Consider the following 23,735-nt stretch of genomic DNA (forward strand, 5'->3'; position numbering starts at 1 on the left):
TTCAGGTTGTTTTTTTCATGTTATAATAATTAATAGCTGTCATTTCGAAGGAGTGTGCGACTGAGAAACCGCAAGGTTCAGTAGCGATATCGAGAACTACTCCAGCGTCAAAGTCCTAAATTCTCGATACAAATTATGCTCTTTTCAATCGCAAAATTCACTCGAATTGACAATTTGCGTCATTTCGAACTGAAGTGGAACGGAAGTGAGAAATCTCAAGGTTCAGCGGAGCTAAATCTTTTAGTTGGTGGTTAGGAGCTTTAAAGGGTAGTAGTTACTCCTATTGAAGAGATTCCTCCTCCTTTGTCGTTCGGAATGACGTTTAGGTTGTTTTTTTCATGTTATAATAATTAATAGCTGTCATTTCGAAGGAGTGTGCGACTGAGAAACCGCAAGGTTCAGTAGCGATATCGAGAACTATTCCAGCGTCTAAGTCCTAAATTCTCGATATAAATTATGCTCTTTTCAATCGCAAAATTCACTCGAATTGACAATTTGCGTCATTTCGAACTGAAGTGGAACGGAAGTGAGAAATCTCAAGGTTCAGCAGCGCTAAATCTTATGGTTGGGTGTTAGGAATTTTCAATAGTGTTTGTAACTAGAATTAAACAGATTTCTCGCTATCGCTCGAAATGACGTTTATCTATTATAGTAATGACATGAAATACGGAATGATATTTAGCAATGCTTACAAATCGTAATTAGGCGTATCGGGTGATTGGTGCATGAAGTGCATGTCTAAATCAGTAAGGGTGTCGGAAAAAGAGTACAAGTTTTCTTTTTTAGTGAGTAAGGCATCAATAATTGTAACTGCTTTTTTCAAACGAGTTTCTTTATCTCCTTTTAACAACACATACGGACGGTTGTATTTTTTCAACGCATTTTCAAACGCTTTAAACATTTCCAAACGTTGCTCGGGTCTGTCGCGTAAATCATCGGCCTCCCAAGGCGTATCGATATAGGTCAAGAAATAAATATCGTAGGTGTTTGCAATAGCAGCTTCATCTAATTTCGGATCTACGAATCCGCCATAATACGCTTCAGAATATACTTTGGTTTCTAACAAATCGGTATCGCAGATGAGTACTTTATCCGCTTTTTTAGCCAATTCATTTTCCAAGCCCATTTGTCCTTCAGCAATCGGAATTAAATCGTGTTGTTCACAAGTTTTACGTTCGTTGTTCCACTTGTCTTGCAAGTATTCACGCGCAAATTCGGGAGCCCAAACGGTATTGTAATGACGTGCTAACTGACCAGAAAGTGTAGTTTTTCCTGTGCTTTCAGGTCCAAATAATACCACCTTTACAAGGTTGATGGGGTGTTGTGTAAGTGCTTTTTCCATGCTAAATATCCTGCAATTGCTATAAAGGTAAATAATAAATATTGAAAACTGGTAAAGGTAAATCCTTTGTAAAAGTACAGTGGAACGGAGATAATATCGCCAATAATCCAATAAATCCAGTTTTCTATTTTTCGTTTTGCCATAAGCCACATTCCTACAAAGAAAATGGCAGTGGTAACCGTGTCTACATAAGCTGTCCAGCTTGTCCATTTATCAAAAACGGTATACACAGCATAGACGAAAACTAAGGTGGTTATAAATATGGCTACGCTTTGTTTTTTTTCTTTAAGTGTGGTTCTGGAGATAGGAGTTACATGGGTGGCGTCTACTTTGCGTGTCCAGATATACCAACCGTATACACTCATAATAAAGTAGTACCCGTTGATCATCATATCGCCTAATAATTCCCATTTTAATAGGAGGTATACAAAAATAGCGGTGCTTATCATCCCCGTTGGGAATACCCAAATTTTATTCTGTTTTGAATACCAAACGGATAAAAAACCAAAGATTACGGCAACAATTTCCAGCCAAACATCAATAGGGTTGTACTCAGCATACTGCCCAAAAAGGAAATCAAAAAGTTGGCTCATAATCGCTACGATCGGTTTTTACGATTTTCATGAATAGCAATCCGTTATCAATCAATTCAAAGGCATTTTTCAATTCAGAAGTAACCAAACGCATCACGGTATCATAATCTCCATACACTTGTGTGCTTAACGGATTTTCTAAAACGGTTAATCCCGAGGCTCTTAGTTTTTTGATGAAATTGATAATGGGTTCTTCAAATTCGTTCTGAAGCGGACTTAAGGTCAATTCTACGGATATTTTCATGGTTGTTCCTAATTAGAAAGATGCAAAGTTACTAAAGTTAAGTTGTTGTTGCGTGGGAAAGGTTTTGGGAGTTTTTTTAAGTTTCAAAGATGCAGATTGTTGTTGTGTGGGAAAGGTTTTGGGAGTTTTTTTAAGTTTCAAAGATGCAGAGTTTTTGGGTTGCAGAGTTTTGGAGTAGTAGGGTATGATGCCTTTTTTAACAGGCACACACGCAAGTAAAACCTTCTATTTCCAAGAACTGAATGCCGTATTCAAAAGTTTCTCCTTCGTATAGAATTTTTCCAGTTGTCACGTTCGTTTCAAAAGAAAAATCTTCAATATAGATGTTCTCTAAGAAGCGGAGTTTTTTCTTTCCGTAGATTTTATACAAGCTTTCTTTGGCTCCCCAAACAATGGTGAGTTTGCTTACCAAAGCATCGTGATTGGCAATGGATTTGTATTCTTCTATCGGAGTAAACTTATGTGCTATTTTTACAATTTTGTCGCGTTGCATTTCAATATCAATCCCAACAGGTTGTGTATCAGAAATAATAATTGCTGAAAAGATAAACGAATGGGTTATTGAAATGAATTTGCCGTCTTTTAAGTGTGGTTTTCCGTAGCCATCATACAGTAAATCGTCATCGGTATACCCAACTTCTTTAAGTAAGTGACGTACACTCATGAAGCCTCTTTGGTGTAAATCGGACTTCATGCCGTTTACTCTTTGTTGATTTCCGCTTGTTAAAGAAACACCGTTAGAAAGTTGCTCAAAAGATTCTTCAATCTTCCAAATCAATGCTTTAGCATGGTTGTTTACCGTTAATGTTTTGTAAAGAGGCATATTTTAGAAAGTTATTTCGTAATTTTGCGACTCAAATTTAAGATATATAAATATACAAAAATATGAGCACAAAAACTGCAACATATATTCCTTACAAAGTTAAAGATATTTCTTTAGCTGATTGGGGAAGAAAAGAGATTGAATTGGCAGAAGCTGAAATGCCAGGGTTAATGAGTTTACGCGAAGAGTATAAAGATGAGCAACCTTTAAAGGGTGCAAGAATTGCAGGATGTTTACACATGACGATTCAAACTGCGGTTTTAATTGAAACGTTACAAGCTTTAGGGGCTGAGGTTACTTGGAGTTCTTGTAATATCTTCTCTACACAAGATCAAGCTGCTGCTGCTATTGCTGCTGCTGGAACTCCAGTGTATGCTTGGAAGGGACTTACAGATGAAGAGTTTGATTGGTGTATAGAACAGACGTTATTTTTTGGAGAAGATAAGAAGCCATTAAACATGATTTTAGATGATGGTGGAGATTTAACCAATATGGTTTTAGATAAATATCCTGAGTTAGCTCCTGGAATTAAAGGTTTATCTGAAGAAACAACTACGGGTGTGCACCGTTTATACGAGCGTATGAAAAACGGAACGTTACCAATGCCTGCTATCAACGTAAATGATTCGGTTACTAAATCGAAATTTGACAATAAGTATGGATGTAAAGAATCTGCTGTAGATGCGATTCGTCGTGCAACAGATATTATGTTAGCTGGTAAGCGTGTAACTGTTTGTGGTTATGGAGATGTTGGTAAAGGTACTGCTGCTTCTTTTAAAGGAGCTGGTTCTATCGTTACTGTTACAGAAATTGACCCTATTTGTGCGTTACAAGCGGCTATGGATGGTTTTGAAGTAAAAAAACTAGAAACGGTTGTTGGTAATTCTGATATTGTAATCACTACAACAGGAAACAAAGATATCGTAAGAGCTGAGCATTTTGAAGCAATGAAAGACAAAACAATTGTTTGTAACATTGGTCACTTTGATAACGAAATCCAAATGGGTTGGTTAAACGAAAAGTATGGTAGTACCAAAGATACTATTAAACCTCAAGTTGATAAATATAACCTTAACGGAAAAGACATCATTGTTTTAGCTGAAGGACGTTTAGTAAACTTAGGTTGTGCTACGGGTCACCCAAGTTTTGTAATGTCTAACTCATTTACAAACCAAACCTTAGCACAAATCGAGTTATGGAATAATGCTGATGCGTATAAAAATGAGGTGTATATGTTACCAAAACATTTAGATGAAAAAGTAGCAAAATTACACTTAGCTAAGATTGGTGTTGAGTTAACTGAGTTACGTGAAGACCAAGCGAAATATATTGGTGTAACTGTTGAAGGTCCATATAAACCAGAACACTATAGATACTAAATTCTTAGAATCAAGAGTCAAGAATCAAGACTTAAAAAATCCCGCAACTATGTTGCGGGATTTTTTTATACTGTTTATAAAAGTCTTATTCAGTAGGAATACGCTCATCAATCATTTTTAATGGCATATCTTCCATTAAACCAATTAGGTCTAAGATATCTCTTACTTTTTCTTCTTCTTCCGCTTGTTCTGTTACAAACCATTGTAAAAAGATTTCAGAAGTAAAGTCCCCTACTTTTCTTGCGGTTTTAAATACGTGGTGAATTGATTTGGTAACTTCTATTTCTGCATCTAAAGAAGCTTCAAAAATAGCTCGTAAGCTTTCAAATTCGTGAGCAACTTCAGTAGCTACAGGTGACATTGCACTACCACCATTATCGTTAACAAATTTAAAAATCTTCATCATGTGCTCTCTTTCTTCTTCCGCTTGCTTATAGAAGTATGAAGCGCTATTTCTAAGCTCTCTTTGATCGCACCACGATGCCATGGCTAAATATTTAGAAGATGCTTGTTGCTCCATTGTTATTTGGTGGTTTAGCAAATCAACTACTTCCACATCTAAAATCATGTCTCTTCTTATTGCTGTTTCCATAATATTTTGTTTAGTTTTAATAGTATAAAGATACAGATTATAAGGCTCTAAAAAGAATAGAGAACCTAATTTAAAGCTAGTCTTAGTAAACGGAATTTCTACTTAAAAACAGCTAAAAGAAGTTCTCTGAGCTCTATAAGTTGAGGTACATCTAAGAATAATACATGCTTATTGTCTGCTGCAAAAAGAAGTATGAAGTTGTCACCGTTAATAATGGTTTCTAACGATTCGTAAGAAGTGTGTTGCAGTACTTTTTTTCTGAAGGCTAATAGTTGGCAAAAAGTAAAATCAATTACTTTATAGCCTAAATCTAGTTGATAACAGTTTCTGCTACCACAAGATAATTTAAACGATAATTCTTCAACTAAAAAATTCATTCGGCAAATATAATTATTTTTAATGAATCTAAAGAAGAATAATTTAAAGCAATAAAAAAGCTCGCAAATTTGCGAGCCTTGATATTATAAACGTCTTTTAATACTAAGATATTAAATATTCAATGATTTGAATAACTCAACTAATTTAGGATTAGAAGGTCTTGGAGCATTAGAATCTACAATGTTTCCTTCTGGATCTAATAAAATAAATCTTGGGATTCCTGATACTCTGTAGGCATCCATAAAAGCTTTATCTTCTTTAGCGTATAACTGAACTCCTGATAATTCTTTATCAACAATCATTTTCTTCCAAGCTTCGTAATCTTTTTGTCTGTCAACAGAGATACTTACAAACTCAATATTTTTGTTGTGGTATTTTTCTTCTACTTTCTTTAAGAAAGGAATTTCGTTTTTACATGGTTGACACCAAGTAGCCCACAAGTCGATATAAACATATTTACCTTTTAAGTCATCTAAAGAAGTAGTACCACCAGCATTGTTTTCGTAATCAACAAACTTAGGAGACTCCATACCTTTAGCTAATTTTTTCGCTAAATATTGTTTGTCGTTATATACTTTTGTTAGATAGTTTTCAAGGCCTAAAATATTTTGCTTTTGACTTACTACGAACGCAGAGTCTAACGAAGTTCCTTCAAATTTCTTATTAAAGTCATCAACAAAAGATGAAACTTTAGATCTGAAATCTAACTCTGGTAAGTCCATTAATTCTTTGTCTCCAAATATTTTTTCTTGCTCTAAAGAGGCTTTAGCCAAGAAAGCACTTTCTTCGAAACCTGTACCTGTATAAGTTATAGTTTCGTCAAATTCTTTGGCGTCAAGAGTCATGTTAATATCCGCTCCATTTTTTAAGTATAAAGTAGCATATTCCTTACCGTCAAAAAGTCTGTAGAACCCATCTTTTACATTCATAGTGTCTTTGAAAGTTCCGTTTTCATCAACTTTAATAACTCTATTAAACTTAAATTGAGGGCTAGAAATAACCACTGAATCAGAGTTTTTGTTGGTGATTTTTCCAGAAAAAGTTACATAATCTTTTTGCTCCTTTTTACATGAAACTAAGGCAATAGAAATTGCCAATAAGTAAATTAGTTTTTTCATTAGGGTGTATGTTAAATTTTGCTATCCAGCATTTTTATAAACGCCTAAATTAGTGATTTTATATGAAAATACAATTTTTTAACGTTTCTCTAACTGTTTTCATAGTTGGCTATTTAATAACACTATGACTCAATAATTAAGTTTTAATTTTAACCTAACCAACCTTCACGATCTAAACTTCTATATTGAATTGCTTCAGTAATATGTTCAGACTGTATGTTTTTTGAGGAAGCTAAATCGGCAATGGTACGAGATACTTTTAAAATCCTATCATAGGCTCTAGCGGATAAGTTTAGTTTTTCCATGGCAATTTTTAACAAGTTTTTACTTTCTTCTGATAGCTTACAAAATTCTCGAATTTGTTTTACATTCATTTGAGCATTGTAATGAATGTTTTCAAAGTTTTTAAATCGATTTGTTTGAATTTCTCGGGCAAGCGTAACTCTTTTTCTAATATCTACACTGCTTTCTCCTTTTCGTTCATCAGATAGCTTGTCAAACGGAACTGGGGTTACTTCAATATGAATGTCAATTCTATCTAACAATGGACCAGAAATTTTACTTAAGTAGCGTTGCATTTCGGCAGGGGAGGAGGTAACAGGTGAGTCCGGATTATTAAAATATCCTGAAGGACTAGGATTCATACTTGCTACCAACATAAAACTACTAGGGTAATTTACTGTAAAACGAGCTCGTGATATGGTAACTTCTCTATCTTCTAAGGGCTGACGCATGACTTCTAAAACCGTACGTTTAAATTCTGGAAGCTCATCTAAAAAAAGCACACCATTATGTGCCATAGAAATTTCTCCAGGTTGTGGGTATTGTCCACCGCCTACGAGTGCAACATCAGAGATAGTATGATGAGGGCTGCGGAAGGGACGTTGATACATTAAACCTGTATTCTTTACTTTTCCTACGACAGAATGTATTTTGGTAGTTTCTAGTGCTTCGTGCAAAGTCATAGGAGGTAAGATTGAAGGAAGACGTTTGGCTAACATTGTTTTTCCTGCCCCTGGTGGTCCTATAAGAATAATATTATGTCCACCAGCTGCTGCGATTTCCATACAGCGTTTTATAGATTCTTGTCCTTTTACATCAGCAAAATCAAACTCAGGGAAGTCAATATGTTTGTAAAACTCAGCTCGCGTATCAACGGTTGTAGGTTCAATTAGTTTGTTTCCATCAAAATGATTGATAACTTCCATAATGTTGTCTACTCCTAAAATATTTAAGTCATTTACAATGGCAGCTTCCTTGGCATTTTCTTTTGGGAGAATAAAGTGTTTGAAACCTTCTTCACGTGCTTTGACAGCTATAGGTAAAGCTCCTTTTATAGGTTGCAAACTACCGTCAAGAGAAAGTTCTCCCATAATGATATATTCGTCAATATGTTCTGATTTTATCTGGTTTGAGGCAGCTAAAATTCCTACAGCTAAGGTTAAGTCATATGCAGCACCTTCTTTACGTATGTCGGCAGGTGCCATGTTAATAATGATTTTCTTTCCTGGGAGTTTGTAACTGTTGTTCGCTAAGGCAGCAGAAATTCGATACGAGCTTTCACTTACTGCTTTATCGGGTAAACCAACTAAATGATATCCTATACCTTTATCAATATTTACTTCAACAGTAATTGTGGTTGCTTCAATACCAAAAACAGCACTTCCATAGACTTTTACTAGCATATTTTTCTCTTTTCGCTAAAGATAGAGAAAAAAATAAAATTTATTGTAATCGCATTTGTTTTGGGTTCCAATGAGTTGGATCATTCTTTTTTAAGAAACATTTTAAAAGGTTGTTATTCTGATAATCTGTATAATCATCATAAATTAACGACGTTGGCTTTTTACTTAGTTTATTAAAAGAAATGGAAAAAGAGTTGTTATCAATGTCTTGTTGACTTACGATAAAAAATGATAATCCATTTAAATCTAGATTTTTATTAACTGTTGATGAATCATAAAAAGTAGAAGAGGGGTTAGAAAAAGTATAAATACTTTTAGGTGCTTTCTCCTTTTTATCAACTTCTTGGGCTGTAGTAGAAAATATGACTGCTATTAGAAAAACGGTAGTAATACTATTTTTCATAAAGTTAGATTTATAAAAAATAGTACCAATAATTATGCCTCTTTTGATTTAGGGAAAATGTATTTATACATTTTACGGATACCAATAAATATTAAAACCACTAACATAACAGCCACTACAGGTAAAAAAATAGAAAAGAGAGACATTATGATAGAAGAGCTTGTTTCTACAGTAGAAATAACAGGGTTTGCAACACCAGCTGTTGTTGCGGTAGAGGTTAGTCGAGTAGAGGCGGCAGTTCCTTTAATAGCAGAGGCTGTTCCTCCACCAGCAATAATTGCTAAAGCCCAAGTGATTACTGGAGATAAATCAGTTATTGTTGAAGCCATAACTGCGGTACCAGCAATAGCTGCTAATGGAATTGCTATTGTATCGAGTAAATTATCAAACCAAGGAATATAATATGCAAATACTTCTAAAACAGTGGCTACTCCTAAGGTTATGATAGCTGTTGAGCTTGCTACCCAAGCCCAGTTTTCATTTAAAGGGATAATATTATAATATCCAGCAAGGCTCAAAGCAAACAATGGTAGAAAAACTCTAAAACCTACAGAAGCTGCTAAACCAATTCCTAAAAATATGCTGATAATTGTTTCTGGTGTCATGTGTTTTTTATTGAAAGATATAAAAAAAAGCCTCTTTTTTAAAAAAGAGGCTTTTAAATATATAATATTTATACCAAAATTAGTTAGAGTTAAATCTGTCTAAACCAGTTTTTAACCAATTGTAGTAAGTTGCATGATCTGTATATTGTTGAGGTGAGTTTAATACCTCTAATTCAGGGCTCATTAATACATAGAATGGCTGAGAAGCTGTTTTAAAGTTGGCTGCCTGTAATGTAGCCCATTTATCACCATAAGTTCTAATTCTTTTTACTTTTCCGTTAGATTTAATAAAGTCGAATTGTTGTTCTTCTGGTAATGTTCTTTGATGATCATCTACATATAATGAAATTAATACATAGTCATCATTAATTAAAGAGTAAATGTTTGGTTGACTCCAAATATTTTCTTCCATTTTACGACAGTTTACACAAGCCCATCCAGTAAAGTCTAGTAACACTGGTTTGTTAACTGACTTTGCATAAGCAACACCTTCATCAAAATCTTTGAAACAGTTTAGGTTAAGAGGACAGTGGTTGTCTTTTTGGTAAATACTATGGAATTTAGGAGGTGCAAAACCACTTAATAATTTATTTTGACTCCAAGCTGGTTTTTCCATAACTCCTGGAGCTAAATATACAGCTAAACCTAAAGAACCTAATCCTAATAACACTCTAAAAAGAGTTATTTTACCGTATTTTTTACCAATAAACCCAAATAAGTAAAGTGCTAATAAAAATGCAATTAAAGCCCATATTCCAATAAATATTTCTCTTTTTAATAATCCCCAATGACCTACTAAATCTGCATTTGATAAGAATTTAAAAGCAAAAGCTAATTCGATAAAACCTAAAACAACTTTAACAGTGTTTAACCACCCACCAGACTTTGGTAATGTGTTTAACCAGTTAGGGAACATTGCAAATAAAGCAAATGGTAACGCCAATGCTAAACCAAATCCAACCATACCTACTGATAATTGTGTTGCTCCTCCACTTAACGATCCTGCTAATAATGACCCTAAAATAGGGCCTGTACAAGAGAACGATACAATAGCTAAAGTTAGTGCCATAAAGAAGATTCCGAGTATTCCTCCAACATTAGAGGCGCTATCAGCTTTATTACTCCAAGAACTAGGTAATGTTAATTCATAAAAACCGAAGAATGAACCTGCGAAGAATATTAGAATAACAAAGAAAAATAAGTTTAACCAAATATTTGTTGAAATACTATTTAAAATTTCAGGATCTAATGTATCTAAGAAATGGAAAGGAAGACTTATTAATCCATAGATTAACACGATAAAGAAACCGTATAAAACAGCACTACCAACACCTTTTCCTTTTTTCTCTGTGCGTTTTGTAAAGAAAGATACAGTTAAAGGAACCATTGGGAATACACATGGAGTTAAAAAAGCTAACAATCCACCAACGAAACCTAATAAGAAAATGTTTAATAAGCTATTGTCTTCGTCTTCTCCTGAACTATTTGTATCAGTTGAACTTTTTAATAAAACAGTATTCTTTAAATCTAAATTTAAAGATTGAGACAGCTCCTTACTTTTATCATCTACTTCTGCAACAGTTTGTGCTACTTTTTCACCTGTTAATGAGAATGTGAAATCTTCATCAAAAGGCAAACAGTATTCTTTACAAACCTGTGCATCAAGATTTAATGTAATTTTTGTTAACGTAGAGTCAGAAACAGTGATTCTTTGTATTATTTTACCTTCGTCGACAAAAAATATTTCATCTTTTCCCCAGATTTCACTAAACTGAGTTTCTGTTTCGCTTTCTTTGGCTTTACCATTTAAGGTGTATCCAGATTGCCCTTCTGCTGGTGCAATTGTCATAGGTAGTGATGCGTCTTCTGGGTTATACTGAGAGTATAAGTGCCAGTCTTCAGCAATTAACACGTCAAAAATTAAGTCGTACTCAGTATCAGAGATTTTCTCTACTTTAGGAGTAACAACTACGGGATTATCGTCAGATTGAGAATATACCGCTAAACCTATGAATAATAAAAATAGAGTAAAGAATTTTTTCATTCTATTGTAGTTTGATGGGGTTAATTAAATACTAATTTTTAATAGTTTGGTTGTGTTTTCTGTTGGTAAAAAGCGTCTATCTTGTCGTTTTCCTACTATCCAAATAATCTCATTTTTACTGGAACAGAGCAACCAAATTTTATTTTTGTTTACAATTGATATTTTTTCGTCTTTAAAATACTTACTTACTTTTTTACGCCCTAACATTCCTTTAGGATAAAAAAAGTCACCGGATTTCCACCGTCTAAGTTTTAGCGGGAAGTTAAGCAGTTCATTATCAACGTAAATACTTTTATTGTCAGCATTAGTTTTTTTTTGAACCCTTTTTAGTAGCAGCTTGATTGGTGCTGTAATTTCTTTGTTTTCCTCCCTTATAATGAAATATTCGTCCTCAAAAGAACTTTTTTCATTAGTGCGTAAAAGTAATAAAAAATCTCTGTCTTTCAACAAAGTATAAAATTTTGTTAAAATCTGCTTACCAGACTGAGCGTAAACTAAGTTATAAACATCGTTCCATTCCGTGAATTTATAAGGCTTTAACAGCTGGTAGAGGTATGCTTTGGGATTGGATAACTTTAACAGTTTCTCGATATTTATTTTTAATAAATCACCTTCTTTTGAAACGATTTCATTGGTGATTTCTTCTATTTTATCAATAACAATTTGCTGAGATTCTTTTAAATAACCAATTGTTTTATTGAAGTTGTCTAAAAAACTGGGGTTCAGCTCTTTTAGTGCAGGTGTTATTTGATGACGAATCTTGTTTCTTACATATTTTGTTTCAGCATTACTTTTATCTTCACGCCATTCAATATTGTTCTGTTTTGCAAAATTTAGAATTTCTTCGCGTGAAAAAATAAGTAAAGGTCTAACAACATTTTTATTAACTGAAGGGATGCCTGTCAAGCCCTCTAAACCTGTGCCACGAGATAGGTTAATTATAAAGGTTTCTAAATTATCGTCAGCATGATGTGCTGTTAAGGTATAATCAAAAGTATTTTTTTGATTTAGTTTATCAAACCAATCGTAACGTAATTCTCTAGCTGCTAATTGTGTTGATAATTTATTTTTAGTAGCGTATTCATTGGTATTAAAGTTTGTTGTAAATGTTTGGATATTCAAGTTTTTTCCTAACCTTTTAACAAACACTTCATCTAAATCACTTTCTTCTCGTCTTAATTGAAAATTACAGTGTGCTAATGAAATATTAAATTGTAGTTTATGTAAAAGGTGTGTTAGTACTACACTGTCAACACCTCCAGAAATAGCTATGAGTAATTTTTTCTCTTTTAAAAAGGGAAATTGTTCGTTAATATGTGTTGCTAATTCTTGAAGCATATAGGTAAATAACTATTGTAATTGAGTGTTTAACCAGTTTACAACATCTTGTAACATTTCTTCTTTACATAAGTCATTTTGTAACTCATGATATCCGCCTTCATATAGTTTAATACTAGCTTTAGGTGTATTGTTAGCAAATGCTTCTGTTCCTTTATAATCAATGATTTTATCTCCTGTACCATGCAATAATAGCATTGGAGTTTTTAAAGAGGAAGCATTTTTAATAGCCCATTTACCAGCATCAATAAAAGATAAAGAGAAATTAGGGCTTATTTTATCGTGAACCAATGGGTCATTACTATATTTTTTAACTTCAATAGGGTCACGTGATACATCGTTTGCGTCTAATTCGTTACCTAAGGTAATTGAAGGAGCAATTTTTTGCATTACTTTTCCTAACGAAAGCTTCCATGCGGGTGGTTGAAAAGCCAAACGTAAAAACGGACTTGTAGCTATAACTCCTTTTAGGTTGTGTTCTTTTCTAAGTGTGTAATTAACGACAGTATTTCCTCCCATAGAATGCCCGTATAAAAAGATGGGTTTGTCGCCAAAAACCTCTTTGGCTTTATTAATTAATTTAGTTACACTTTCTAATACATAGTTGTAACCTGGATTATGTCCTCTTTTTCCTGTTGTCTTACCATGACCGAAGTGGTCAAAAGCAATTACACCAAAATTATTATCGGTTAGCTTTTGGGCAACGTGTTCATATCTACCAGAATGCTCGCCCATTCCGTGAATTAATACTACGACAGCTTTTACGCTTTCTGGTTGCCAATATTGACCGAAAAATTCAGTTTTTTGAAAGTTGAATGTAAATATATTGTGTGTCATCTAATCTCTCGTAATGTTTCCGTCTTCTAAAATATTAAAAATAATAGTAGAAGGGGTGTCAGAAATATACTCTACCAATTCAATACTATTTTTATTAAGAGTAGAAGTAGTTTTTAACATACCTTCTGCTATTTCATCATAAGCTAATACTTGACTATTGATAATATTAAATTTATCATCATAGTTTACTAACATAGAAATTAGTTCAGTGTTATTAGGATAAAAATAATATACTACTGATTGAAAGTTTTCTGATATTTTAGGAAGATAAGAAACCCCAATTTTAGCTTTTTCATTGTTTAATTGCTCTTCAAAAATAGAAGGAAGTTTTAAAAGTTCTTGTTGTGGCTTGGTTAATAATTTGCCTTCAGCATGATTACTAAAGTTTGTACTGTCAATTAAAGGAACAGTTTTAGTAGGGTAGTTGTTTAAAAATGAATACTTGTTAACTTTACAAGATGTCATTGATGCAATAATAGCAACGAAAAGTATAATTTTAATTGTGTTTTTCATTTTATGGGGATTTAGTTTTTTTAAGTTATGTGCTATAAATATAACTAACTTTTGTTTGTTAGTACAAACTTCATAGCCTTGGCTTTGAGTAAACATTCTTCATATTCTTTTTCTGGGGTAGATTTAGCTGTAATAGCTCCACCAACGGAGTATGAAACGTATTTGTTTTCTGCATTGTATAAAATACTTCGGATAACTACGTTAAAATCGAAGTCGCCATTTGGAGTAAAATAGCCGACTGTACCAGAATATAAACCGCGTTTGGTTTCTTCTAATTCTTCAATAATTTTCATTGCCGAAATTTTAGGGGCCCCAGTCATACTTCCCATTGGAAAAGTGTCTTTAATTACATCAACTGGGTGTGTGGTGTTTTCAATTTCTGAAACTACGGTAGAAATCATTTGGTGTACTTGTTTAAACGAGTATACTTTACATAGTTCTTCTACTTGAACACTTCCTTTTTTAGCTGTTCTTGATAAGTCGTTACGTACCAAATCTACAATCATAATATTTTCTGAGCGTTCTTTTTCATCACGAGCTAAATCAAAAGCAATTTTATTATCTTCAATAGGATCAATCAAACGTTTTGCTGTTCCTTTTATAGGTTGTGATATGATTTTTGATTCTTCTTTTCTAATATATCGCTCGGGAGTTGCGGATAGTAGGTAATGATTGTCGTTTCTAAAAAACGTTGCAAACGGTGGTTCTGATATTTTGTTTAGCTGTGTATATACTTTATATGGGTTTATAACTGTGTTTTCTGCATAGAATTCTTGACAGAAGTTAGCTTCATAAATGTCTCCTCTATGTATATGTTCTAGTACTTTTTCTACTTTTTGATGGTATTCATCTTTATGGATACGTAGTTTTATTTTTACGTCATCTGTTTCTTCTTGTTCGTGATTTTGAATAGTAGGATTCGTTTCAATGATGTCTTCAAAATCTTCTTCTAATTCATCATCAATCATTTGTAAGTAATGAAATTCAACTGTATCTCCTTTGATGAAAATTAACTTTTGAGGTTGAAAAAAATACAGATCAGGAAAATGAAGCCCGTCAAAGTTGTTTGAACTTAGTTTTTCAGTATCATTTTTAACATCATAGCTAATGTAGCCAAAGATATAGTCTTTGGTGAAAGATTGATATTCTTTTAGTTTATCAAAAGCATTATAGTAATCTGTTTTAATAGAAGTAAACTCTTCTACAGCTAAAGCACAATCAAAAGAGCTGTATTGTTGTTCATAGTTGTTAGAATCTAACCAAACAGCAGTTTCAAATTGTGTAGCCCAAACAAATAGTTTTTGTTTGAATAGCTCAGGGGTGTCTATAGAAAAAATACGGACGGTTCTTGACATCGCCACAAAAATAAGAAACCCGATAGAAATACTGCTATCGGGTTTGAGTTTTTATGAGGTGTGTGTTTAGCTTTTTATTTGTTTGCTTAGGGCTTCAATAAGTTGTGGTTGGTCTTCTAATGCTATGGATGCGACTGCGTAAAAGTCTCTCATCCAGTCTTCAATTTTAGCAAAGGCTTGGTCTTTGGTTTTGGTTGCATCTTGTGATTCTCCTTTTTCTTTAAGGTAGTTGGCTCTTGTGCTTTCTAAATTGTTTATTTGTGTTATAGTATTGGTTATTTCTTCTTGTGATATGTTTAGTGTTTGTAGCTGTTCTTGAATTTCTGCACTTGTGTTTGCTGTGCTATAGAATTTTTTTAAGGTTTCTAACCAGTTAATATACACTTGTGGTTTGGTTCCTGTAACGGCTAACTTTTCGAGTGTTACTGGTTTTTTTCGGAAAATTATTTTGGCTTTTTTACGGTGTAGGTTATAGGTTTGGGCTAATTGTTTTTTTTGATTGCTAAATATAGTATAGGCTTCGAAGGTTTCGTCGTCTTCGTTTTTGTTGGTGTTGTATGCGTTATTGGCGTGCTGCCATAGTTGGTTGCCTATTTCTATTTTAGTTGTGTCGTAGCCAAATTGTGCCATTTGATTGGCTATTTCTGTTTGGTTTAGAACGTTTGTTAAAGCAATACGATACTTTTCGAGTATTTGAGCTTCTGAGGTTTTTCTTTTTGCTGTCATAATTTTATTTTTATGGTTATTTATTTTTCATCGTTTTTGTATTCCTACGGGTTGTTTATGCTTTCCTTCTACTTGGTTTTCTTTTCCTACTAGTTATTTATTAGTTCCTACTGGTTGTTTGTGTGTTCCTTCTTGTTGGTTTTATTGTCCTACGGGTTCTTTTTGTGTTATTGTTTGTTGTTTGGCTGTTTTTTGCTCTTATTTTTCTTGTCCTACGGGTTGTTTGTGGTTTTTTAGTTTCAGAGTTTCAGAGTTTCAGAGTTTCAGAGTTTTAATTTTGCTTTGGTTTTTGATTAACATTGTAAAAGAGTACAAGAAGGAGAATAATGGTTTGTATAATATGGTCTATCTTTTCTAGTTAAGTTAATTCTTTCCAATAGTCACTATAAAAATTTGAGGTTTCTAATAATTGCTTATGATTTCCTTTTATGGTGGTTTCTCCTTTTTCTAATACATATATAGTGTCGGCATATTTTTTTAGGGTTTCTAAACGGTGGGAAATAAACAGCACGCCCATTTGCTCTTTTAATCTAGTAATTAATTGGATACTGAACTTTTCAGTTTTTCTATCCATAGCAGCAGTGGCCTCGTCTAAAATTAGTAGTTGTGGTTTTTTATATAAAACACGTGCTAGGGCTATGATTTGTTTTTGTCCTCCTGATAAATTCACTCCTTCTTCTCCTAGTATGGTAGTATATCCTTGTGGAAATTCTTTAATGAATTCTTCAAAACCGTGTTCTTGACAAAATTTTACAACATTTTCTGGAGTGTCTTCTTTTCCTAATAAAATATTGTCTAATACATTGCCGTTAAAAATGGTGATTTCTTGTGGAACAACTCCTACTAAGTTTCTCCAACTAGTTAGCTTAATATCGTTAAGAGCTTCTTTTTTATTGACAATTATTGTCCCGTTTTCAAAATCGTAGAATTTCTGTAGTATTTGTCCTAAGGTGCTTTTACCGCTTCCGCTTTCTCCAACAATTGCTGAGAGCTCTCCTTTTTTTATGGTAAGGTTTACTTTTTTTAGTAGTTGACTTCTGCCTGCAAAACGGAACGATAGGTCGTTTATTTGTAAGTGTTCAAAGTTTGTGAGTTCTATTGTTCCTTGTTTTTCTTTTTCTATCGATGTAAACTCAAACATACGGTTAAAAGCTATTTTTGCTTCGTTTATAGGTATGGTAATTAATGCTAAATTGGTTATTGACGGTAATAGCGAGCCTGCAATACCTAATATTGCCATTAGTTCTCCTAATTGCATTTGTTTTTGATATACTTGGTATGAGGTATATGATAAAATAGCCATTAAAAATAAGACTCCTGCAATACCTGAGAGTAGTGCTAAGCGTACATTTATTTTACCTAAATCAACAATTTTATTTTGCAGGTTGCCAAATACTAATTGATTTATCTTTTGAAAGAATGATTGCCTGTTGTAGTTTTTTATAGTGGCTATACCTTGCATTGAGCTGATGTAGTTGCTTTCGTTTAAGGCATAACTTTGCATGACTTCTTTTTGTGATTTGATAATTTTATGATTGAATCGGTATATTATGAAAAAGTAAATAGGCAAACTAACCAAGGCGATAATACCTACTTTCCATGAGTAGAAAAATAAAAAACCAAATGATACTAATACAACTAAAGCATCAATAACTACATTGCTGGCTATGAACTTGATTACTTTTTGCACTCTGTTTGTGTCGTTTAATCGCGCTACTAATTCTCCTATTTTACGGGTGTCAAAAAAAGGTTTTGGTAAATGGAGTAAAGAGGTGTAGAAAGAGTCAATTATTCGGTTATTAAAGTCTTTTGATTGTCGTATTAATAATAATTCTCTTAAGGTAGTAAAGCCCACTCTTACCAGTAACAAAAAGGTTAGAAGCCCAATGCCTGATATTAATTTTTTGGTGTTTTGTGATGGTAAAATATCATCGATTAGTTTTTGAGAAAATACTGACATTGCCATTCCTAATACGGCAATTCCTACTCCTAGTACGATACTTATAGTTAATAATTGCTTGTCTTCTTGTAATAGTTGTAAAAACCATTGTTTTTTTGATTTTTTTGTTTCTTCTGCTTTTATAAATTTTTCGTTAGGGCTTAGGGTTAAGCAGGTTTTAGAAATCCATATTTTTTCTAGTTCTTCTTTAGTAAGGGTTGAAATTCCTTTTCCTGGGTCGCCTATGATGAATTGGTTATTTTTAAACCCATAACAAACCACGTAGTGTTGTAATTTGTTTTCTAGAAGTACGTGTAGTATTAATGGGGCATCATGATCTATCAATGCTTGTATGTCTGCTTCGTTACCTTGTGAAGTAAAGCCTATTTGGTTGGCAGTTTGATATAGCCCTAATAAGGTAGTTCCTTGGCGTGTTGTACCGCTTAATTCTCTTAATTTTTCTATGGAGTTTGCTCCTCCATAATATTGAATTAACGATAATAAACAGGCAACTCCACAATCGGATTGGTCATGTTGTAGTACATGGGTTTTATGAATGTGTTTTTTGTTCATAGCTCTTTTATTTTCTGGTTAAGTAGATTATACAATTTTAAAACATCGCCTTTTTCAATAGAAGCAATATTAAAACTTAACGGTTCTTTTATTCTTCTTTTATAAATAATGAGAGAGTTTTCTGTTAGCTCAACTTTAGCTAGTTCGCTAAAATTGATTTGTTTACCAGTGAATGATTGTATTTTAATCAACATACCTAGCTTGTTATAGCGAACATAGTTTTTGTACCAGAAAACTTTTGAGAAATATATGGCGAGACTAAAATTTAATAAAGCTAAAAGACCACTACTCCATTTACTGTTTTCAGTAGTTAGAAAAGTAAAAAATCCTAAAACTATTAATAAAAGAGCAAAGCTTAATACAGTTAACCGATTAATATTGCCGATATAATCAAAATGAATTTTTTCTTTCATTATAATTTTTTGATAGTAAGGTTTCTGGTTACACAGGAATGGTTTTTCTGTTACGGAATGACTTTTAAAATATCTTCTATTTTTGTAGCTCCTTTAAACCTTTGTACTAGTTGTTGGTTTTTGTTGTAAACAACAATATAGGGTATAGAGTTTACATCGAAAATAGTAGCAAACTTAGCCTTGGTATCTTCTAAGAAAGTAACATTTTTTTGATTATCTAATTTATAGCTTTTAGAAAACTGCAATATTTGTTCTTTTTTTCAAAAGAAACGAATACTAATTGTGTGTGTTTAAAATCTTGTAAACGTTTTTGAATTTTTGTAGCTTCTGATTGACAATAATCACACTCGGAATTAAAGTATACAAAAACCGTGGGTTTGTTTTGTAAGTTGTTTTGCGTAAAAATTTCTCCGTTTAGGGTTGTAAAGGAAAAGTTAGGGATGGTTTTAATACGCTCAGCAACTTCTTTTTTATGGTTGAGCTTGGTAGTTATTTTATAGCCTAAAAAAGTAACAATTGCTACCAATACAATTCCTATAACTAATTTGAGTTTTTTCTTCATAATACTATTTTTTACTGAAATTTTTATCATTTCGGCTATGCTTAAGGAGCGCTTTTAAATAACCTAGGTTAAGTTTAAGGTTAAAAACATTACTAACCCTAACCAAATGACTAAACCTGTGCCATAACTAGCTGCGGTGATTTCAAAACTTTTCCAATAGTTGTTTTTTAGTAGTTTGTGTACTCCATATACCAGTACAAAAAAGTAGGCTATTTCAAATAAGTTAATGGTTTGTAAAGGGTATATAAGCCAAGGTTCTATATTTTCAATATCTAAAAAATTAATATAGCTTAGAGGATAAAACTGTTGAATGTCTTGTAAGGTATAGTCTGTTTTTATAAATAAAAAGTATAGTAGTTTTACAAAACCTACGAATACTAGGACAAACTCTCCTAACAAGGCAACTTTAAATAGCTGCTTAAATTTTATCTTATTTTCTGTGTCGTAGAAAAATAAACCTATGTTTAAGCATAAGGCAACTAAGCTTGTTCTTATTAAAATTAGTATTGGAGCTATGGAATAGGTAAGCCATGATAGCTTTTTTTGACTATCAATTAAATTATAAATTTCTTTTTCCGTAAACTGTTCAGAATAATATTTAAAGATTATTTCTTCTGTATTTAATAAGTTAACCGAAATAAACGTTGTAAAATATGTTAGTATTAATACTAATATGAATCTATATTTCATTAACATTTTATATCTTCTTTTTGTTATTGTAAAGATTAAAAATGAAGATTATGATTAAAACTGCATAAATAATTTTTAGTAAAAAATCATTTAGTTTAAACAGAGAGAAAAAGTCTAGAATAATTAAAACTAAGATAAAAATCAAAATAAAAAACTGAAACTTATTTTTCATTTTCATAAAATAAAATTTTGTTTATATTGGGTATCTTTAAAGATACCCAATAATATTAAATTAAAATACATGCAGCAGATACACTGACTAAGGCTACTAAACCTGCTTGACCAGCAGGGTTCCAAATATTAGCTAAAACTCCAGCTTCATAGACTACAGCTCCTGCTGCAAATCCTTTACAAAAAGATCCCCAAAAATCACCACCTTCAATTAACTCCATTTGATTTAATTCTATTGTTCTCATAATATAGGTTTAATTATTTCCACAAACTCCAACTGCTGAGCCAAATAAAGCTGTAGCTCCTAATATGGCTAATCCAAATCCTGCTCCTGCTCCACTGGCTGTTAAAACAATACCTACAGTATAAAGTCCAGCAGAAAACCCTAAACTGTCTTCACAGCTTAAACCTCCTTGAAGGCTTTCCATTTGATTTAATTCTAATGTTTTCATAATAACATAATTTTTAATATAAATGCTATTATAAGTAGTATAATTTTAACCATTTGAATAGCATTTAATAATTATAACTTTTCCATGATTTCTTTTAAGTCACTCATAGCTTTATGACCATTTTTGCGCAAAAATATTTTTTAGCACCTTTACGGTAATAACTTTTAGGTTTGTTAAGAAATAATGTAGAATTTCGGTAATCAGCAATTTCGGTAATCAGCAATTTCGGTAATCAGCAATTTCGGTAATCAGCAATTTCGGTAATCAGCAATTCTTTTTTTTTATTTCTTTAGCAAGGCTAATTTAAAAACATATTTTTATAAAACAAACATTTTTTAAATTTTGTGTTGTTTTTTAATATTTAATTTAGTGTTTTGTTTGTTTTTTGGGGTTTTATTGTTGAGTAATGTGTGGTGTGGGGGTATAGAAAAATAAGAAACCCGATAGCAGTATTGCTATCGGGTTTGAGTGTTTATGAGGTGTGTTTAGCTTTTTATTTGTTTTCGTACTCTTTTATTTTATTTTCAACCTCTTCTAAGGTACCTTCAAAAGTTTTTTCTTCAGTTGTTTCTTCACCGTTTTTAATAATTGTAGTAGTAATAGTAGCTTTAGCAGTACCATCATCATTCTTTTCAATAGTTACTTTAACGATGTTTTCCATTTTATTTTCTGTAGTGAATTCAGCATCAGTAGAAAGTTTTACCTCATGCTTTTCTCCATTCTTGTCAATCCAGACTTTACTATTTTCTGTGTCTTCATGAATTTTAGAAGAAGTATGTCCACCTAATATTGGAGCAATTACTAATCCTACTAAACACGTAAGTTTAATTAAAATATTCATTGATGGTCCAGAGGTATCTTTAAAAGGATCACCTACAGTATCTCCTGTCACAGCAGCTTTATGTGCATCAGAACCTTTGTAAGTCATTTCTCCATTGATTTCAACACCAGCTTCAAATGATTTTTTAGCATTGTCCCAAGCACCACCAGCATTGTTTTGGAAAATGGCCCACATTACACCAGAAACACAAACACCAGCCATATAACCACCTAAAGGTTCAGCGCCAAACAATAACCCGATAAGAATAGGGGTGATTATGGTAATTAACCCAGGTAAAATCATTTCTTTTAAGGCAGCTTTGGTTGAAATATCTACACATTTTGCATATTCAGGAGTACCCGTTCCTTCCATGATTCCTGGAATTTCTTTAAACTGACGACGTACTTCGTGTACCATTTCCATAGCAGCTTTTCCTACGGATTGCATTGCTAAGGCAGAAAATATTACTGGAATCATTCCACCAACAAATAACATGGCTAATACATCTGCTTTAAAAATGTTAATTCCGTCAATTCCTGTAAAAGTAACATAGGCAGCAAACAACGCTAAAGCAGTTAAGGCAGCGGAAGCAATGGCAAACCCCTTACCGACAGCAGCAGTGGTATTTCCTACTGAATCTAAAATATCGGTACGCTCACGAACGTGATCTTCTAGTTCACTCATTTCAGCAACTCCACCAGCATTATCGGCAATAGGTCCGAAAGCATCAATAGCTAATTGCATAGCGGTTGTAGCCATCATTGCTGAAGCTGCTAAAGCAACTCCGTAAAATCCAGCGAAATAATATGAGCCATAAATGGCAGCAGCAAATAATAAAACAGATAAAAAAGTAGATTTCATGCCTACCGCTAAACCTGCAATAATATTGGTTCCAGCACCTGTAGCACTGTTTTGTACGATAGCTAACACTGGTTTTTTACCTAAACTGGTATAATAAGCTGTAACCATTGAGATTAATGCTCCTACAGCTAAACCAATACAGGCAGCCCAAAACACATTGATAGCTGCTACTTCTTTAAAGCCTTCTCCGAAGAACTTCATTTGCATTGTTTCAGGAAGCATCCATTTAATCAAAAAGAAACTAGCTATTAATGTTAAAATAATAGCAACCCAGTTTCCAGTATCTAGTGCTTTTTGTACTTGTGCTTCTTTTGCTGTATTGTCTTTGATTCCTACTAAAAAAGTTCCGATGATTGATGCTACGATACCGACTCCTGCAATTACTAAAGGGAGTAATATTGGTCCCATTCCGTTAAAGGCATCAGAAAAAGGTGAGGTTATGGACATGTCTCTAATAACATAATTTCCTAGCACCATAGCTGCTAATACGGTTGCTACGTACGAACCAAATAAATCGGCTCCCATACCTGCAACATCACCAACATTATCACCAACGTTATCAGCAATGGTTGCTGGATTACGAGGATCATCTTCGGGGATTCCTGCTTCTACTTTTCCTACTAAATCGGCACCAACATCCGCAGCCTTGGTATAAATACCTCCACCAACACGAGCAAATAAAGCAATTGATTCAGCTCCTAAAGAAAACCCAGCTAAGGCTTCTAAAACAACAGTCATTTCATTATAAAAATTACCTCCATTTGTAATAAATTGACCGACGAAGATTAGAAAGAATAGACTTAACCCTAAAACGGCTAAACCTGCTACTCCTAATCCCATTACGGTTCCACCACCAAAAGACACTTTTAGTGCTTGAGGTAAACTAGTTTTGGCAGCTTCTGCGGTTCGTGCATTGGCATCGGTTGCTATACGCATTCCTATATTTCCTGCTAAAGCAGAAAAAATTGCTCCTATAATAAAAGCAGGAACAATCATGATACTTGTAGTTTCTACTAATTGAGAGATTCCAAATAAAGCTAATGAAGCAATAACTACAAAGATTAATAGTAGTCGATACTCGGCAGCTAAAAAAGCAAGAGCTCCTTCTTTAATGCTTTTAGAAATGGATTGCATTTTTTCATTTCCAGGATCTTGCTTTTTTACCCAGACCATTTTTATGTACATAAAAATGAGCCCTAAAATTGCCAATGCTATTGGCACATATATCATGTTTTGTTTCATGTTATTGTTATTTGATTAGTTATAAGTGTTCGTAAAT

General features: G+C 33.1%; 25 protein-coding genes. 1 reads left to right on the plus strand and 24 read right to left on the minus strand.

Annotation, left to right across the window (positions count from 1 at the left end; all coding sequences use genetic code 11):
* Window positions 1-688: 688 nt before the first annotated feature.
* From C7448_RS12920 to C7448_RS12935, 4 genes are all read right to left on the minus strand, one after another.
* Entirely contained in the window at window positions 689-1,342 is a 654-nt protein-coding gene (locus C7448_RS12920; RefSeq protein WP_115901805.1) for an AAA family ATPase, read from the minus strand.
* Window positions 1,303-1,935, minus strand: coding sequence for a nicotinamide riboside transporter PnuC (pnuC, locus tag C7448_RS12925; RefSeq protein ID WP_115901806.1), 633 nt, complete (start codon window positions 1,933-1,935; stop codon window positions 1,303-1,305). The genes C7448_RS12920 and pnuC overlap by 40 nt, the downstream gene beginning before the upstream one ends.
* On the minus strand, window positions 1,919-2,179 hold the full coding sequence (locus C7448_RS12930) for a hypothetical protein (RefSeq protein ID WP_073182558.1): 261 nt from the start codon (window positions 2,177-2,179) through the stop codon (window positions 1,919-1,921). The genes pnuC and C7448_RS12930 overlap by 17 nt, the downstream gene beginning before the upstream one ends.
* 196 nt (window positions 2,180-2,375) lie before the next feature.
* The gene (locus C7448_RS12935) at window positions 2,376-3,002 is read right to left on the minus strand and encodes a 4'-phosphopantetheinyl transferase family protein (protein ID WP_115901807.1); all 627 of its coding nucleotides are present in this window, start codon (window positions 3,000-3,002) and stop codon (window positions 2,376-2,378) included.
* Window positions 3,003-3,064: 62 nt separating this feature from the next.
* Between C7448_RS12935 and ahcY the strand changes: the two genes are divergently transcribed.
* On the plus strand, window positions 3,065-4,381 hold the full coding sequence (gene ahcY, locus C7448_RS12940) for an adenosylhomocysteinase (protein WP_115901808.1): 1,317 nt from the start codon (window positions 3,065-3,067) through the stop codon (window positions 4,379-4,381).
* Window positions 4,382-4,466: 85 nt separating this feature from the next.
* Here the strand turns inward: ahcY and C7448_RS12945 are convergent, their stop codons facing one another.
* The 20 genes from C7448_RS12945 to C7448_RS13040 form a co-directional block, all read right to left on the minus strand.
* A complete protein-coding gene (locus C7448_RS12945; RefSeq protein ID WP_115901809.1) occupies window positions 4,467-4,973 on the minus strand; it encodes a ferritin in 507 nt (168 codons plus the stop codon).
* Window positions 4,974-5,071: 98 nt separating this feature from the next.
* Window positions 5,072-5,350 carry a hypothetical protein gene (locus tag C7448_RS12950; RefSeq protein ID WP_245939480.1) on the minus strand — a complete coding sequence of 93 codons (279 nt, stop codon included), beginning with the start codon at window positions 5,348-5,350 and terminating at the stop codon, window positions 5,072-5,074.
* Between the two features lie 111 nt (window positions 5,351-5,461).
* Complete coding sequence (locus C7448_RS12955) at window positions 5,462-6,469, minus strand: TlpA family protein disulfide reductase (RefSeq protein ID WP_115901810.1); 1,008 nt, start codon at window positions 6,467-6,469, stop codon at window positions 5,462-5,464.
* Window positions 6,470-6,618: 149 nt separating this feature from the next.
* Window positions 6,619-8,154 (minus strand): YifB family Mg chelatase-like AAA ATPase, encoded by a 1,536-nt coding sequence (locus C7448_RS12960; protein ID WP_115901811.1) that lies wholly within the window; start codon window positions 8,152-8,154, stop codon window positions 6,619-6,621.
* A gap of 40 nt (window positions 8,155-8,194) precedes the next feature.
* Window positions 8,195-8,557, minus strand: coding sequence for a hypothetical protein (locus tag C7448_RS12965; protein WP_115901812.1), 363 nt, complete (start codon window positions 8,555-8,557; stop codon window positions 8,195-8,197).
* Between the two features lie 32 nt (window positions 8,558-8,589).
* The gene (locus C7448_RS12970; protein ID WP_115901813.1) at window positions 8,590-9,162 is read right to left on the minus strand and encodes a DUF4126 domain-containing protein; all 573 of its coding nucleotides are present in this window, start codon (window positions 9,160-9,162) and stop codon (window positions 8,590-8,592) included.
* A gap of 79 nt (window positions 9,163-9,241) precedes the next feature.
* Window positions 9,242-11,206, minus strand: coding sequence for a protein-disulfide reductase DsbD family protein (locus tag C7448_RS12975; RefSeq protein WP_115901814.1), 1,965 nt, complete (start codon window positions 11,204-11,206; stop codon window positions 9,242-9,244).
* Window positions 11,207-11,230: 24 nt separating this feature from the next.
* Window positions 11,231-12,544 carry a tRNA lysidine(34) synthetase TilS gene (gene tilS / locus C7448_RS12980; RefSeq protein WP_115901815.1) on the minus strand — a complete coding sequence of 438 codons (1,314 nt, stop codon included), beginning with the start codon at window positions 12,542-12,544 and terminating at the stop codon, window positions 11,231-11,233.
* Window positions 12,545-12,556: 12 nt separating this feature from the next.
* Window positions 12,557-13,381: an alpha/beta hydrolase gene (locus C7448_RS12985; protein WP_115901816.1), complete on the minus strand. Its 825-nt coding sequence runs from the start codon at window positions 13,379-13,381 to the stop codon at window positions 12,557-12,559.
* Window positions 13,382-13,894: a hypothetical protein gene (locus C7448_RS12990; protein ID WP_115901817.1), complete on the minus strand. Its 513-nt coding sequence runs from the start codon at window positions 13,892-13,894 to the stop codon at window positions 13,382-13,384.
* A 44-nt stretch (window positions 13,895-13,938) separates the two neighbouring features.
* Window positions 13,939-15,249 (minus strand): aminodeoxychorismate synthase component I, encoded by a 1,311-nt coding sequence (pabB, locus tag C7448_RS12995; RefSeq protein ID WP_115901818.1) that lies wholly within the window; start codon window positions 15,247-15,249, stop codon window positions 13,939-13,941.
* A 66-nt stretch (window positions 15,250-15,315) separates the two neighbouring features.
* Window positions 15,316-15,975 (minus strand): hypothetical protein, encoded by a 660-nt coding sequence (locus C7448_RS13000; protein ID WP_115901819.1) that lies wholly within the window; start codon window positions 15,973-15,975, stop codon window positions 15,316-15,318.
* Between the two features lie 358 nt (window positions 15,976-16,333).
* Window positions 16,334-18,487, minus strand: coding sequence for a peptidase domain-containing ABC transporter (locus tag C7448_RS13005; RefSeq protein WP_115901820.1), 2,154 nt, complete (start codon window positions 18,485-18,487; stop codon window positions 16,334-16,336).
* Window positions 18,484-18,900, minus strand: a complete 417-nt coding sequence (locus tag C7448_RS13010; RefSeq protein ID WP_115901821.1) for a hypothetical protein — start codon at window positions 18,898-18,900, stop codon at window positions 18,484-18,486. The genes C7448_RS13005 and C7448_RS13010 overlap by 4 nt, the downstream gene beginning before the upstream one ends.
* Window positions 18,901-18,950: 50 nt before the next feature.
* Window positions 18,951-19,145, minus strand: a complete 195-nt coding sequence (locus C7448_RS13015; RefSeq protein ID WP_115901822.1) for a hypothetical protein — start codon at window positions 19,143-19,145, stop codon at window positions 18,951-18,953.
* Window positions 19,118-19,462 carry a TlpA family protein disulfide reductase gene (locus tag C7448_RS13020; protein ID WP_170137041.1) on the minus strand — a complete coding sequence of 115 codons (345 nt, stop codon included), beginning with the start codon at window positions 19,460-19,462 and terminating at the stop codon, window positions 19,118-19,120. The genes C7448_RS13015 and C7448_RS13020 overlap by 28 nt, the downstream gene beginning before the upstream one ends.
* A 63-nt stretch (window positions 19,463-19,525) precedes the next feature.
* Window positions 19,526-20,152 carry a hypothetical protein gene (locus C7448_RS13025; protein ID WP_147300537.1) on the minus strand — a complete coding sequence of 209 codons (627 nt, stop codon included), beginning with the start codon at window positions 20,150-20,152 and terminating at the stop codon, window positions 19,526-19,528.
* 227 nt (window positions 20,153-20,379) lie between these two features.
* Window positions 20,380-20,568: a hypothetical protein gene (locus C7448_RS13030; protein ID WP_115901825.1), complete on the minus strand. Its 189-nt coding sequence runs from the start codon at window positions 20,566-20,568 to the stop codon at window positions 20,380-20,382.
* A gap of 9 nt (window positions 20,569-20,577) precedes the next feature.
* Window positions 20,578-20,775: a hypothetical protein gene (locus tag C7448_RS13035; protein WP_115901826.1), complete on the minus strand. Its 198-nt coding sequence runs from the start codon at window positions 20,773-20,775 to the stop codon at window positions 20,578-20,580.
* A 493-nt stretch (window positions 20,776-21,268) separates the two neighbouring features.
* Window positions 21,269-23,698, minus strand: a complete 2,430-nt coding sequence (locus C7448_RS13040; protein ID WP_115901827.1) for a sodium-translocating pyrophosphatase — start codon at window positions 23,696-23,698, stop codon at window positions 21,269-21,271.
* Window positions 23,699-23,735 lie beyond the last annotated feature (37 nt).

This window comes from Tenacibaculum gallaicum (genome assembly GCF_003387615.1).
In the GTDB taxonomy this organism is placed as follows: Bacteria; Bacteroidota; Bacteroidia; order Flavobacteriales; family Flavobacteriaceae; genus Polaribacter; species Polaribacter gallaicus.

Bases quoted from the DNA above. Each gene is read 5' to 3' on its own strand.
- C7448_RS12920 (WP_115901805.1), bottom strand. From the start codon at position 1,342: ATGGAAAAAGCACTTACACAACACCCCATCAACCTTGTAAAGGTGGTA.
- pnuC (WP_115901806.1), bottom strand. From the start codon at position 1,935: ATGAGCCAACTTTTTGATTTCCTTTTTGGGCAGTATGCTGAGTACAAC.
- C7448_RS12930 (WP_073182558.1), bottom strand. From the start codon at position 2,179: ATGAAAATATCCGTAGAATTGACCTTAAGTCCGCTTCAGAACGAATTT.
- C7448_RS12935 (WP_115901807.1), bottom strand. From the start codon at position 3,002: ATGCCTCTTTACAAAACATTAACGGTAAACAACCATGCTAAAGCATTG.
- ahcY (WP_115901808.1), top strand. From the start codon at position 3,065: ATGAGCACAAAAACTGCAACATATATTCCTTACAAAGTTAAAGATATT.
- C7448_RS12945 (WP_115901809.1), bottom strand. From the start codon at position 4,973: ATGGAAACAGCAATAAGAAGAGACATGATTTTAGATGTGGAAGTAGTT.
- C7448_RS12950 (WP_245939480.1), bottom strand. From the start codon at position 5,350: ATGAATTTTTTAGTTGAAGAATTATCGTTTAAATTATCTTGTGGTAGC.
- C7448_RS12955 (WP_115901810.1), bottom strand. From the start codon at position 6,469: ATGAAAAAACTAATTTACTTATTGGCAATTTCTATTGCCTTAGTTTCA.
- C7448_RS12960 (WP_115901811.1), bottom strand. From the start codon at position 8,154: ATGCTAGTAAAAGTCTATGGAAGTGCTGTTTTTGGTATTGAAGCAACC.
- C7448_RS12965 (WP_115901812.1), bottom strand. From the start codon at position 8,557: ATGAAAAATAGTATTACTACCGTTTTTCTAATAGCAGTCATATTTTCT.
- C7448_RS12970 (WP_115901813.1), bottom strand. From the start codon at position 9,162: ATGACACCAGAAACAATTATCAGCATATTTTTAGGAATTGGTTTAGCA.
- C7448_RS12975 (WP_115901814.1), bottom strand. From the start codon at position 11,206: ATGAAAAAATTCTTTACTCTATTTTTATTATTCATAGGTTTAGCGGTA.
- tilS (WP_115901815.1), bottom strand. From the start codon at position 12,544: ATGCTTCAAGAATTAGCAACACATATTAACGAACAATTTCCCTTTTTA.
- C7448_RS12985 (WP_115901816.1), bottom strand. From the start codon at position 13,381: ATGACACACAATATATTTACATTCAACTTTCAAAAAACTGAATTTTTC.
- C7448_RS12990 (WP_115901817.1), bottom strand. From the start codon at position 13,894: ATGAAAAACACAATTAAAATTATACTTTTCGTTGCTATTATTGCATCA.
- pabB (WP_115901818.1), bottom strand. From the start codon at position 15,249: ATGTCAAGAACCGTCCGTATTTTTTCTATAGACACCCCTGAGCTATTC.
- C7448_RS13000 (WP_115901819.1), bottom strand. From the start codon at position 15,975: ATGACAGCAAAAAGAAAAACCTCAGAAGCTCAAATACTCGAAAAGTAT.
- C7448_RS13005 (WP_115901820.1), bottom strand. From the start codon at position 18,487: ATGAACAAAAAACACATTCATAAAACCCATGTACTACAACATGACCAA.
- C7448_RS13010 (WP_115901821.1), bottom strand. From the start codon at position 18,900: ATGAAAGAAAAAATTCATTTTGATTATATCGGCAATATTAATCGGTTA.
- C7448_RS13020 (WP_170137041.1), bottom strand. From the start codon at position 19,462: ATGAAGAAAAAACTCAAATTAGTTATAGGAATTGTATTGGTAGCAATT.
- C7448_RS13025 (WP_147300537.1), bottom strand. From the start codon at position 20,152: ATGAAATATAGATTCATATTAGTATTAATACTAACATATTTTACAACG.
- C7448_RS13030 (WP_115901825.1), bottom strand. From the start codon at position 20,568: ATGAGAACAATAGAATTAAATCAAATGGAGTTAATTGAAGGTGGTGAT.
- C7448_RS13035 (WP_115901826.1), bottom strand. From the start codon at position 20,775: ATGAAAACATTAGAATTAAATCAAATGGAAAGCCTTCAAGGAGGTTTA.
- C7448_RS13040 (WP_115901827.1), bottom strand. From the start codon at position 23,698: ATGAAACAAAACATGATATATGTGCCAATAGCATTGGCAATTTTAGGG.